The sequence below is a fragment of the Pseudoclavibacter sp. Z016 genome (assembly GCF_002931215.1).
GTDB lineage: Bacteria > Actinomycetota > Actinomycetes > Actinomycetales > Microbacteriaceae > Pseudoclavibacter.
Map to the genome: position 1 here is coordinate 1 of NZ_PSTU01000006.1, position 12192 is coordinate 12192.

Here is a 12192-nt window from a genome sequence, read left to right on the forward strand (position 1 = left end):
GTACTGCAGGGGGGACCCTGTGGGAGAGTAGGTCACCGCCGGACTTCTTCATAAGCCGGGGTTGGTTGTTGAGTGAGCAGAGATGCTCCTCGATGACCAGCCCCGGCTTTTTTGTTGCCCGAAAACAACAGCATTGCAGGCGGAGCGGCGGATGTGCGCCAAGGCCTGCTGAGATGAGCCCCCGCAGCCCTGGCGCACGCTGAGACGCCTAGAGGCGGCCCGTGGCCTTCAGCTCGATGTAGTGGTCGGCGATCGCTGGCGGCAGCGCCGATGGCGTCCCTGTCACCGTGTCTCCGCCGAGGCGGAGAACCGTCTGACGCACGCGCTCCTGGTCCAGGAGCGCGCGCTCCGCGGCCGACGCAGCATACGTCTGCTCACGCGTCTCACGACGCACGGCGACCTCGTGCACATCCGGGTTCAGCACCGACCCCAACACGACGACGTGCTTGCTCGCCAGCTGCGGCAGCGCAGCGATGACGGGCTCGAGGGTGCCACCGGTCTCCAGTGTCGAGAGAATGACCACAAGAGAACGGTGTGTCGTCACTCCACGCACCAGCCCTGGGATGGCCCGCCAATCCGTCGCGATGAGTTCGGGCTCGACATCCGCGAGCGACTCGACCATGCGGCTCAGCAGCTCAGCCCCCGAGACGCCTTGGATGCGCGCCCGCACTCGACGATCCCAGGCGACGACATCGACGCGGTCACCCGCACGCGTCGCCAGCGCCGCGAGCAGCAGCGCCGACTCGATGGCAGTATCGAGGCGCGTCTCGTCCGCGACGCGAGCCGCCGACGTTCGCCCGGTGTCGATCACGATCACCACGCGGCGGTCACGCTCGGGCCGCCAGGTCCGTACGACCAGGTCCTGACGACGAGCGGTGGCTCGCCAATCGATCGAGCGGACGTCGTCGCCCCGCACGTACTCGCGCAGCGAATCGAACTCCGTGCCCTGCCCACGAACCATGAGGCGCGTGGCGCCGTCCAGCTCGCGGAGGCGCGCCAGACGTGAGGGGAGATGCTTCCTCGAGTTGAAGGGAGGGAGCACCCGCAGGACTCCGCGGTCAGCGAGGCTCACCTGTCGGGCCGCCAGCCCCATCGGACCCCAGCTGCGGAGCGTGACGAGCTCGGCCCGACGGTCGCCGCGGCGCGACGGGAGCAGCGGGAACTCGGCCACGCGGCGCTCGCCGACTGGCACATCCAGCTTCGGTCGGTGCTGCGTGCCGCCGGCCGTCGGCTCCCAGCCGTCGCGCACCTGCAGCCGCAGCGTGCGTGAGCCGCGGTTCGTGATGGCGACGCGGCTGACGGCCGCCTCGCCGAGGCGGACCCGCGAAGGCAGACTCCGCTCGATCTCGACCTGACGCGGTGCCCCCGCCAGGAGGACATCCGCGATGGACGTGAGCAGCACGAAGAGCAGCCAGATCGCCAATGTCACATACGCCGATTCGGCGGTCTGCCCGAAGAGCACCACGGGTACCGCCCCGACGGCGGTCAGGAGGACGAGGCGTCCACTCACGACCATGTGCTCACGCTTCCCTTCCAGCTCTCGACTTCAACGGTGATTGCGCAGCCTGCACGGCTCAGATCGGAACCTGCACCTGCGCGAGCACGGAGCGGAGGATCGCATCGGCGCCGACCCCCTCCAGCTCGGCTTCGGGCCGGAGCTGGAGGCGGTGGCGGAGGACGGGAAGCGCCATCGCCTGCACGTGATCCGGAGTCACCGCCTGGTAGCCGCTCAGATATGCGAACGCCTTGCTGGCCGACATGAGGGCCGTCGCCCCGCGGGGAGAGACCCCCATCCGCACGGACGGAGACTGCCTGGTCGCGCGGGCGATGTCGACGATGTACGCCAGCACATCCGCTCGCACCTCGACGGCAGCCGCCTCAGCCTGCGCTCGGCGCAGCTCCTCGGCAGAGAGGGCGCTCCGTACCCCGGCAGCCCGCAGGTCACGCGGCGAGAAGCCGGCGGCATGCCGCCGGAGCACTTCGAACTCCGCGTCCCGGGATGGGAGCTCGAGGACGAGCTTCAGCAGGAAGCGGTCGAGCTGCGCCTCGGGCAACGTGTACGTGCCCTCGTACTCGATGGGGTTCATCGTCGCCGCCACGAGGAAGGGAGCCGGGAGGGCGCGGGTCACGCCGTCGGCGGACACCTGTCGCTCCTCCATCGCCTCGAGCAGGGCCGACTGCGTCTTCGGCGGCGTGCGGTTGATCTCGTCGGCGAGGAGGATGTTCGTGAAGACGGGGCCCTCGCGGAACTCGAATTCGCCGGCTGCGGAGTCGTAGACCAGCGACCCGGTGATGTCGCCCGGCATGAGGTCCGGGGTGAACTGGACCCGTTTCGTGTCGAGCGACAGGGTCTCGCTCAGCGTGCGCACGAGCAGCGTCTTGCCCACGCCGGGTACACCCTCGAGCAGTGCATGCCCTCCTGCCAGGAGGGCCACGAGGAGGCCGTCGACGGCGCGCTCCTGTCCGACGACGGCCTTGGCGACCTCGCCGCGGACTCGCTGCAGTGCTTCACGGACATCAGTGCTCATAGGTGCCTCCGTTGTTCTCGGCGGTGCTGCTTGGGTCGGTGGTCGTGGGGCGGGCCTGGCGAGGGCGGGCGCTGCTCGGATCGACGGCTGCTGCGACTTCCCGTTCAAGGGTCAGCAGCGCTTGGCTCAGATCGAGGAGCTCGGCCTCGCTGCCGGGAACGGCGTCGAGCAGCGTCCACGCGACTGCGGCTCGGTTCGCCCCGAGGGCCGCAGCGCTCGATGTGATGATGTCCTGGACGTGGCTCGCGCGGGCTAGCCCGAGCGACCTCGCGAGACGAGTCGTCGTGCCGATGCGGAGATTGTCGATGGCGCGAAGCCGGGCCCGCTGCTGCGCGTAGAGCCTGCCGCGGCCCTGCATCGTCTCGGAAGCCTCGACGACGACTGGCAGCCGCTCCTCGACGAGGGGCCCGAAGCGGCGTCCTCGCCACACCATCACTCCGAGCAGCGAAGCGAGCGCGATGAGGATGGTCGGCGTGAGCCACGGCGGGACGTAGGTGCCGAGCGACGGCTGCGCTCCGAAGACCGCCTCGGCGTCGGCGACGCCCGGCACGTACCAGACCAGCGACTCCGTCTCGCCGAGGACCGCGAGACCCATGGCCGCGTTCGCGGCGCTGAGCACTTCGCCGTTGCTGAGGTTGTCGGTCGCGCCCAGCGCGGCGAGCTCCGTTCCGGAGGCGAGCTCCGTCTCGACGTAGGCGAAGCGCCCGGACTCGGCGTAGCAGGCGCTCCCTCCAGAGGCCTCGTCACTCAGCTGGTACAGCCGCGCACCCCGCTGGGAGATGTCGGGGGCGAGATCTCCGAGCGGTGAAGCGCATTCCTCGCCGGCGGCGACCGTGTCTGCATCTTCACCGTCGGCACCGACGCCGCCCACGACGATCGCCCCGTCGAACGCCTCGAGGAGGTCCCGGCTCGGCGCGAGCAGCAACACCCGCTCCGCGTCCAGCTCCGCGATCTGCGCGGCGAGGTCATCGACAGCCAGGCCGTCACGGTCGTGGACGACCAGCGTCGTATCGCCCTCAGCATCCCGCAGCTGCGACCGAGCCTCCTCGAGGCTCGTCGCCGCGCTCGTGGACACGCCCTGGTCGCCGAGCACGGTGAAGACGGCCTTCGCTCCGTTGGGCTGTGCGGAGTCCACGCCGAGATACGGCGAGGTCGCGCTTGCTATCCCCCCGGCGAGGAGCGCGCTCGTCACGGCGATGACGACCGCGCCCGCGGCGATGAGCAGCCACGGACGCGCGCGTCTGAGCCGCTCCGAAACGGTCGGCGTCGCGGCCCGCGTGATGCTCACGAGGCCCGCCCGGAGAACGAGGCCAGCTTGACCGGTGCTGCCGAGTCGAGCGCGAGGTCGAGATCGCGCAGCTGGTGCCAGTCGGCCTCGGAGGCTCCGAGGCCGAGGTATCTGGCAGCGTCGAAGGACTTCGCGGCGACGTGCAGCGCTGGAGCGTGACCGGGGAACGAGACGCCCGTCGCCTCCGCGACCGCCGTCGCCGTCATCCCAGGACTGAGAGAGAGAACCGTGCGGTCGTGCACTGCCCGAGCGAGCGCCCGGAACTGCTCTACGACGGCCGTCTCGAAATCGCCTCGCGATGCCGCCGCCGCAGCGGAACCGCGCAGGTCGCGAGCAGAGCGCTCATCGCCGTCGAAGAGATCCGCGGGCATTCCGGTCCGTCGCCTCGCTCGTTGCGCGAGGATCGGCCGGCCGATGAGCAGCGCGAGGACGCCGAGGACGACAACTCCGCCCAGGATGAGCGCGATCGGCGAGAAGCCCCCTGGCACCCCCTCGATGGGCTGGAGCAGGTCATTCACCCAGTTCCAGAAATCGTCGATCCAGAGATCGAGCCAGGTGGGGGAGGCCTGCGTGTACTCGGCCTTCGCGAGCTCACCCTGCAGAAGATCGCGCGCCGGATCCTCGTCGATCTCGAGCGGCGGCTCCATCGAGCCGACCCACGGGCCGAGCCGCATCAGCGCACGTACCCCGGAGCCCCCGTCGCGGAGACCGGCCGCTGCACCTGCACGTCGAAGTCAGCATCGGCGATGTCGGCACCGGCCGCGGACTGCTCCGCATATCGCTGCAGGGTGACGCCGAGCGCCTCTTTGCGCATCCGCAGGTCGAAGTACAGGATCGTCGCGTTCCCGCTCGTCAGGACGAGGACGATCGCCCCGAGGAGCACCTGCAGCGCGGAGGTGATGAGCAGGATCAGCGCGAACGCGACGATCGTGCCAGCGTCAGGTTCGGACGACTCGCCACTTCCGAGGGGCAGGATGATGACCTGACCAAGGCTGACGGCCAGCTGCGCGACCGTCGAGACGGCGCCGGTGGCGACGTTCAGGATCACCTGGATGACGACGACGACCCCGAGCACTCGCCAGAAGTTGCCATGGGAGAGGTTCCAGCTGCGGCGGATGGCGGCGATGGGGCCGAGGCCCTCGAGGACGATGGCGCTCGGGGCGAACATGATCTTGATGCCGAGCCACACCATGAGCACGACCGTCGCCCCGCCGAGGAGCAGCGTGAAGATGACGCCGAGCCCGATCGAGCCGGCGATCGTCGCCTCATCTCCGCCTGACCCCGAGAGGACGGCGAACATGATGAGCGGGATGAGGAGCCAGCCGACGGCGATGAGCACCACCGCGCCGACTCCGACGAGCAGCGCGTACCCGATCAGTCGCCAGATGCCGCGCCACCCCGCGCGCCAGGCCTCCTTGAAGCCGAGCTTCTCGCCGATCGCGCCACGGGCGACGACGCGCACGAGGATGCCCTGCAGGAGCGCTGAGCCGACCCCCGCGACGGCGAGGCCGAGGATCGCGGCAAGCGATGTCAGCGTGATGGAGGAGACCAGCATCGGCGCGATGTCCTCTTGGCTTCCCCCAAAGGGGATGCGCGTGAACATGAGCATTCCGACGACGACGGGAAGCAGGCTCGCGAAGAGCGTCGTTGCTCCCATGACGATGACGGCGCTCCCGAGCGTTGTCTTCGGTGAGGTGCGGAACAGGCGGAACGTCGCGGCGAGAGCGTCGCCGAAGGCGAGCGGACGGAGGGGGAAGAGGCCGGGCGTCGGGGCCGGCATCCACTGACCGCCCGGCTGGCCCTGGCCCGGTTCCTGCGGAGGTCCGTACTGCCAGCTCGCCGGGCCGGGTGCGCCGTACTGATCGGGCTGCTGTCCCTGCCATTGCCCCTGGCCCTGCCAGTGACCGGCCTGCGGGAAGGCGCTCGGCGTCGGCGCTCCGGGCTGCGGCGGATACGCGTGGTTGGGCTCGGGTGCGTGCTCGTATGGGCCATGCGTCACGCGTCCATCGTGGCACACCCCGCGCCGCGCACTCTGGGTTGAGCCTCTGAGGGGACTATGCCCGCTACGCTGAGGGAAGCGCCCGGTCTCGGGCAGGTTCTGGAACAGGGAGGGTTCTGTGGGCGAACGCATCCTCGTGGTCGATGACGACCTCGCGCTGTCGGAGATGATCGGCATCGTTCTCAGGGCCGAAGGCTACGAACCCGAGTTCTGCGGCGACGGCGCGGCTGCCCTCGGCGAGTTCCGTCGGGTCAAGCCGGAACTCGTCCTGCTCGATGTCATGCTTCCCGGCCTGGACGGCATCCAGATCTGCCACCTGCTTCGCGCGGAATCCGGCACGCCCATCATCATGCTGACCGCGAAGTCGGACACGACCGACGTGGTCCGCGGGCTCGAAGCCGGTGCCGATGACTACATCGTCAAGCCCTTCAACCCCAAGGAGCTCGTCGCTCGCATCAAGACCCGGCTGCGCGCGAGCCAGCCGGAGGTGCAGAGCATCATCCGCGTCGGCGACCTCACGTTGAACGTCAACGCGCACGAGGTCCTGCGCGGCGAGGAGCAGATCAACCTGACTCCGCTCGAGTTCGATCTGCTGCTCACGCTCGCCGCGAAGCCGCAGAAGGTCTTCACACGCGAGGAGCTGCTCGAGCAGGTCTGGGGCTACCAGTACAAGGCCGACACGCGTCTCGTCAACGTGCATGTGCAGCGCCTGCGCGCGAAGGTGGAGCACGACCCGGACCACCCGAAGATCGTGGCGACGGTTCGCGGCGTGGGGTACCGCGCTGGGAACACGACCGCGTTCTCCTGACGTGAGCGCAGTAGCCCGGCGGACGACCTCCACCCCTTCTTCTCGGACGCCCGACGTCGACACGGAGGGCATCCGCGTCCCGTACCGGTGGCGCTCCGCGCACGGGGTCTGGCGGAACCTCGTCTTCCTCTGGCGGACGTCGCTTCCCTTCCGGACGATCGCGCTCTCGGTCGCGTTGACGACGGCGACGGTGCTGTCCGTCGGCTTCGTCATGTCCAACTCCATCGCGAGCGACCTGTTCAACTCGAGGCTCAGGCCCCTCGTCTCGGAGACCGAGCGTGCTGTGACCGCGGCTCAGACGGTCTTCGCCTCAGGCGAGGAGACCGACAGCGCGGCCCTCGAGACCCTGCAGACGCTTGCGGTTGACGCGGCGCAGGACTCGGCGGCCAACAGCTACGGCGTCATCTTCATGCAGGGGGCGTCGGACGGCGAGGAGCAATCCAACGAGCTGCGGGCGCTGGCGAAGGGGCCAGTCTCGGCCGATCTGGTCTCGCCGGAGCTGAAGGAAGCGGTGAGGTCGGGCGCGGAGACCGCGGCGACCGGAACGACCTCGGCGTCGCCGCAGACGTACTACCAGTCGATCGCGCTCGTCGACGAGTTCGGCAACGAGGTGCCCGGCATCGTCATCGGCTCGACCGTCACCGTGCAGAGCCTCGGCCAGTACGAGATGTACTTCGTGTACTCGATGGAGGAGACGCAGCAGACGCTCGACTTCGTGCAGCGCACCCTCGTGGTCGCCATGATCGTCCTGGTGCTCCTGGTCGCCGTCATCACGGGGTTCGTCATGCGGGCTGTGATCCAGCCGATTCGGGAGGCCGCGAAGACGAGCAGGCGCCTCGCGGCGGGGCACCTGGAGCAGCGCGTGCCGGAGTCGGGAGAGGACGACATCGCGACGCTCGCGAGGTCGTTCAACGAGATGGCGGACAGCCTGCAGGACCAGATCGAGCGCCTCGCGAACCTGTCCCAGGTGCAGCAGCGCTTCGTCTCAGATGTCTCGCACGAGCTGCGCACGCCGCTCACGACCATCCGTCTCGCCGGTGGGATGCTCTTCGACCGTCGCGACGACTTCGACACCGTCACGGCGCGGTCGGTCGAGCTCCTCCACGACCAGATCGAACGGTTCGAGATCCTGCTCGCCGACCTCCTGGAGATCTCCAGGTACGACGCCGGAGCGGTCGAGATCCTGCGGGAATCGAACAGCCTCGCGACCGTCGCCGACGACGTCATCGGCGCCATGACCCCGGTCGCGCTCGATCACGGCACGCGCCTCGTGCTCAAGGCGCCAGGTGGCTACGGGGAGTCCGAGTTCGATGCCCGCCGCATCAACCGCGTCGTCAGGAACCTCCTCGGCAACGCCATCGAGCACGGGGAGGCGAAGCCGATCGTCGTGTCGGTCGACTCCAACGAGTCTGCCGTCGCGCTGTCCGTGCGCGATTACGGCATCGGCATGACCGAGGCCGAGCGCACCAGGGTCTTCGACCGCTTCTGGCGCGCCGACCCGTCGCGCAAGCGCACGATGGGCGGGTCCGGTCTCGGTCTCGCGATCTCGCTCGAGGACGTTCGCCTGCACGAGGGGCGCCTGGAGGTCTGGTCGGAATCGGGCAAGGGGACGAACTTCCGGCTCACCCTGCCGAGATTCGTCGGCGGCAAGATCATGGGCTCACCGCTTCCGCTCGAGCCCGGAGATGCAGGTGCCGCCACCGTCACGATCGACGAGGAGGATGTGTCCTCCGAGGCGTTCACCGACGAAGACGTCGACACTCAGCCGATCGAGCTGCCTGACCTCGTCGGCATGCGCTCCTCCAACGCCGAACCGCTCGTCTCCTCGGCACCCACGAACTCGATGGATGTCATCGAGGCGACGTCCCTCGACGAGCCGGCGCAGACCCCAGCACCCTGGGACGATGCGGAAGCTGTTGTGGTGACCAGCTCGGCTCCCGAGTCCGTGCCTTCGCTTCCCAGCATCGACGACCACGATGGCGACGAACACGATCACGATCACGACGGCGATGCCGACATGCGCCGCGAGGACGACCAAGGCGACGAGGGCACGCGCGGCGAGGATGCGCGCGAGGACACAGAGGACGAGGACCCGCCCGTCGGGGAATCAGCAGAGCAGGGGCAGGAGGAGCGGACATGAGACGAGCTGCGAACCGACGGCGCGCGACGCGGGGAGCCGCGGCAGGAATCCTGGTCATCGCGATGCTCGTGCTCGTCGGATGCGCCCGCATCCCGACCTCCGGCCAGGTCCTCGCGGGCGAGTCCGAGCAGCAGGAGAGCGACCAGTCGTACAGCTTCTTCCCCGATCCGCCGCGAGACGGCATGAGCCGCGAGGAGGTGATCGAGGGGTTCCTCGATGCAGGAACGGGAACACAGAACGACTACGAGGTCGCTCGGCAGTACCTCGACGAATCGTTCCGGCAGGAGTGGGACCCGAACGCGCGCATCATCGTCACCGCCTCCGTCCCCGATGTGGTCGACGACGGGTCCGATCGGGTCGAAGCGAGCTACAAGTCCTCGGCCAGCGTCGATGCCGAGGGCATCTACAGCGAGCTCAAGAGCGGGACGACCGAGCGCCTCGACTTCACGCTCGCCCAGAACGCGGACGGTGAGTGGAGGATCACGGAGGCGCCTCCCGGCATCGTGCTGCTGAACCAGAACTTCCGCAGTCTCTTCAAGAGCTACACCCTCTACTTCTACGACGACACGCTTTCGCGGCTCGTCCCGGACGTCCGGTGGTTCGACGCGCAGCAGACCGCGATGACGCGCATCGCGCGTGCCCTGGTCAACGGGCCGGCGCCCTGGCTCGCCGAGGGCAACGTCGTCAGCGCCATCCCCTCCGACGTGACGCTGCTCGGCGCCGTGACCGTCGAGGGAGACGTCGCCGATGTCGACTTCTCGTCGGTTCTCTCCTCGGCCTCTCCCGAACGATATTCGCGGATGCTCTTGCAGCTCACCGAGAGCTTCGCCGACTTCGAGTCGATCACGAGCGTCACCATGTCCATCACAGGCGTCCCGATCGACCAGGATCTCCCTCCTGAGGACGCCGTCGTCGTCAACCGACAGGTGACCAGCACCCCCCTCGTCTACAAGGGCGGCGAGCTCGGATTCCTGAGCGGCGTCAACGTGACGGCGTCGCCGGAGACCGCGGCCCTGCAGGGGGCGATCGCCTCCCTCACCCCGCAGAAGGGCGCCTACTCGAGCGCCGGCGATGTCGCCTCGTTCGTGACGCCCGACGGCGTCTACACGACCCCGATCGCCGTCCCCGACCCGCTGCTCGTCGACGCCAGGCCGGGTCCCCTCGCGATGAGCCTCGACAGCTGGGGGTACACCTGGACGGGCAGCACGGATGGTTCCGGGCTCCGTGCCACGGATGTCGACGACCGTCAGCACAGCTGGCTGGAGCCCGCGGAAAACGTCGGCGCGACCGGCTATCGGTCCATCGCCGTGTCTCGAGACGGCGCCAGGCTCGCGGTGCTCGAGAACAGCTCCGTCGGAGTCAAGGTCGCCGTCATGGCGATCGAACGCGAGCCCAGCACCAACCGGCCGATCGCGCTCGGCAACCCGCTCATCCTCGAGCCGGGCGGCGCCTCGCCGATCGACCTCGCCTGGGTCGATGAGACCTCGCTCGCGGTGCTCGCGACGGGGAGCGAGGGCACTGCCGAGGTGCGCACGCAGACGGTCGGCGGCACGGTCAGCGTCAACGGCGCCGTGCTCGAAGGGCAGCAGATCACGGGGAGCAACACGCCCGCCGGTCTTCGAGTGCTCGACAAGGACCGCCATATCTACGTGCCGAAGGGCAACAGGTGGCAGCAGTCGGAGGCTGTCGTCGACTTCATCCTGACCCAGGTGTGATCGAGGGCCGGTCTCGGTTCTCCACAGCACCGGGATCGAGGCAGCGTCTCGCCCTCGCTTGTCGTCATGCTTGGACGATGCCCCTGCCCGCCGGCGTCACAGCGCTGCTCCACGACCGGGTGGAGCGACTGCGCGCAGCTTCACTCGACGCACTGGCGGTTCTCCTCCCCGTCGCCTGCGCCGCCTGCGGCCGGCTCGGTCGCGCGCTCTGCCGGGGCTGCGCTGAGCAGCTTGCCCGGCTCGCTGCGGTGCGGGCGTGCGGCGTGAGGATCATCGCCGCTGATGGAGGCCGGATCCCCGTCATCGCCGCCTGCGCCTACGAGGGCTCCGTGAAGGTGCTCCTCGCCTCGCTCAAGGAACGGGGGAGAGCGGATGCGGCGCGCCCGCTCGGGGTGCTCCTGCGGTCGGCGGTCTCGGGGTTCGCCGCCGCTGCCAGAAGCGGTCGGGAGGCGGCGCCGCACTCCGGGCCCGTCTCCGCGACCTGGGTGCCGGTGCTCATCCCGTCGTCGGCGAGCTCGATCCGTGCTCGTGGCTACGTGCACCTCGCTCTGCTCTGGGAGCAGGCGCTGCCAGGGACGAGGAGTGTGCGGGCGCTCCGACTCGTCCGGCGCGTGCAGGACCAAGCTGGGCTCACGGCCCCCGCTCGGGCCGAGAACCTGCGGCGCGCCTTCGCCGCCGACCCGGGACTGGCAGGCGCGCGGGTGGTGCTCGTCGACGATGTCGTCACGAGTGGCGCGACGATGCGTGAAGCGGTCCGTGCCTTGGAGAGCGTCGGCGCGGTCGTGGTCGGATGCGTCGTCGTCGCCGAGACAGTCGGCAGATCTGCGAGGGCAGCGCGCCCGGAAGTCGACACGCGCGGAGGGTAGGGCATGTCTGCGAAATCGCAGACAACACCGGGTGAATAGGGGTCTACGATTGCGGCACAGCATCACGAGGCAGTGACACCTCGGCCTCGTGCAGAACGACAGGAGAGTGACATGGAAATCACGATCACCGGTCGCAACACCGAGATCCCGGACCGCTTCCGCGAGTACGCCACCGAGAAGGCGCTTGCGAAGGTCTCGCTTCTCGATGGCAAGACGCAGGCAGCGGAAATCAAGCTGACCAAGCGAACCGACAGGGCTGGAAACCTGCTCGACAAGGGCAAAGTCGAGATCACGCTCTTCGGACCCGGCCCGGTCGTCCGCGCCGAGGCCGAGGCCGGTGACAAGTACGCGGCCTTCGATCTGGCCCTGGACAAGCTCGTCGAGCGACTTCGCCGCAACAAGGACCGCAAGAAGATCCACCGCGGCCAGCACACGCCACTCCGTCTCCAGGAGGCGGCCGCCGACAACTTCGCGCAGATCGACGTCACTCCCGCCAACACCGACACGATCCGCCTCGTCGAATCCGGCGCCACCGCGTCGGAGATCGAGGCGGAGGAGGAGAGCCTCGAGGAGCTCTACTCGCCCGTGGTGATCCGGGAGAAGACCTTCGCCCCCAAGCGCCTCAGCAACGACGAAGCCGTCGACCACATGGAGCTCCTCGGGCACGACTTCTTCCTCTTCATCGAGAGTGAGTCCCTCCGTCCGAGCGTCGTGTACCGACGCCGCGGCTGGGACTACGGAGTCATCGCGCTCGACGAGAACTCGGTTCCCGTCTCCTAGTTCCGTTCTCGCCCACCTCGCCCCGGTCGATGCATCCAGCATCGGACGGGGCGAGGTGCGTAGAATCA

The 12192-nt window shown here is 68.8% G+C and carries 10 protein-coding genes; 5 read left to right on the forward strand and 5 right to left on the reverse strand.

Annotated features, from left to right (window positions below):
• Positions 1-208 precede the first annotated feature (208 nt).
• The 5 genes from C5B99_RS03375 to C5B99_RS03395 are packed head-to-tail and all read right to left on the reverse strand — an operon-like array spanning position 209 to position 5815.
• The gene (locus tag C5B99_RS03375) at positions 209-1516 is read right to left on the reverse strand and encodes a DUF58 domain-containing protein (RefSeq protein ID WP_104240387.1); all 1308 of its coding nucleotides are present in this window, start codon (positions 1514-1516) and stop codon (positions 209-211) included.
• 58 nt (positions 1517-1574) lie between these two features.
• A complete protein-coding gene (locus C5B99_RS03380; protein WP_104240388.1) occupies positions 1575-2528 on the reverse strand; it encodes a MoxR family ATPase in 954 nt (317 codons plus the stop codon).
• Positions 2518-3816 (reverse strand): DUF4350 domain-containing protein, encoded by a 1299-nt coding sequence (locus C5B99_RS03385; RefSeq protein WP_104240389.1) that lies wholly within the window; start codon positions 3814-3816, stop codon positions 2518-2520. Before C5B99_RS03385 ends, C5B99_RS03380 begins: the two co-directional genes overlap by 11 nt.
• Positions 3813-4490, reverse strand: a complete 678-nt coding sequence (locus tag C5B99_RS03390; RefSeq protein ID WP_104240390.1) for a DUF4129 domain-containing protein — start codon at positions 4488-4490, stop codon at positions 3813-3815. The genes C5B99_RS03385 and C5B99_RS03390 overlap by 4 nt, the downstream gene beginning before the upstream one ends.
• Positions 4490-5815, reverse strand: coding sequence for a hypothetical protein (locus C5B99_RS03395; protein WP_146081181.1), 1326 nt, complete (start codon positions 5813-5815; stop codon positions 4490-4492). Before C5B99_RS03395 ends, C5B99_RS03390 begins: the two co-directional genes overlap by 1 nt.
• Positions 5816-5933: 118 nt before the next feature.
• Between C5B99_RS03395 and mtrA the strand changes: the two genes are divergently transcribed.
• From mtrA to hpf, 5 genes are all read left to right on the forward strand, one after another.
• Positions 5934-6623, forward strand: coding sequence for an MtrAB system response regulator MtrA (gene mtrA / locus C5B99_RS03400; RefSeq protein ID WP_104240392.1), 690 nt, complete (start codon positions 5934-5936; stop codon positions 6621-6623).
• 1 nt (position 6624) lies between these two features.
• The gene (gene mtrB / locus C5B99_RS03405; RefSeq protein WP_258063025.1) at positions 6625-8763 is read left to right on the forward strand and encodes an MtrAB system histidine kinase MtrB; all 2139 of its coding nucleotides are present in this window, start codon (positions 6625-6627) and stop codon (positions 8761-8763) included.
• On the forward strand, positions 8760-10478 hold the full coding sequence (locus tag C5B99_RS03410) for an LpqB family beta-propeller domain-containing protein (protein ID WP_104240393.1): 1719 nt from the start codon (positions 8760-8762) through the stop codon (positions 10476-10478). The genes mtrB and C5B99_RS03410 overlap by 4 nt, the downstream gene beginning before the upstream one ends.
• 77 nt (positions 10479-10555) lie before the next feature.
• On the forward strand, positions 10556-11344 hold the full coding sequence (locus C5B99_RS03415; protein WP_104240394.1) for a ComF family protein: 789 nt from the start codon (positions 10556-10558) through the stop codon (positions 11342-11344).
• Positions 11345-11455: 111 nt separating this feature from the next.
• A complete protein-coding gene (gene hpf, locus C5B99_RS03420; protein WP_104240395.1) occupies positions 11456-12124 on the forward strand; it encodes a ribosome hibernation-promoting factor, HPF/YfiA family in 669 nt (222 codons plus the stop codon).
• Positions 12125-12192: the final 68 nt, after the last annotated feature.

Excerpts from the sequence above, each read along its gene's own strand:
- C5B99_RS03375 (WP_104240387.1), bottom strand. The coding sequence starts at position 1,516 with ATGGTCGTGAGTGGACGCCTCGTCCTCCTGACCGCCGTCGGGGCGGTA.
- C5B99_RS03380 (WP_104240388.1), bottom strand. The coding sequence starts at position 2,528 with ATGAGCACTGATGTCCGTGAAGCACTGCAGCGAGTCCGCGGCGAGGTC.
- C5B99_RS03390 (WP_104240390.1), bottom strand. The coding sequence starts at position 4,490 with ATGCGGCTCGGCCCGTGGGTCGGCTCGATGGAGCCGCCGCTCGAGATC.
- C5B99_RS03410 (WP_104240393.1), top strand. The coding sequence starts at position 8,760 with ATGAGACGAGCTGCGAACCGACGGCGCGCGACGCGGGGAGCCGCGGCA.
- C5B99_RS03415 (WP_104240394.1), top strand. The coding sequence starts at position 10,556 with ATGCCCCTGCCCGCCGGCGTCACAGCGCTGCTCCACGACCGGGTGGAG.
- hpf (WP_104240395.1), top strand. The coding sequence starts at position 11,456 with ATGGAAATCACGATCACCGGTCGCAACACCGAGATCCCGGACCGCTTC.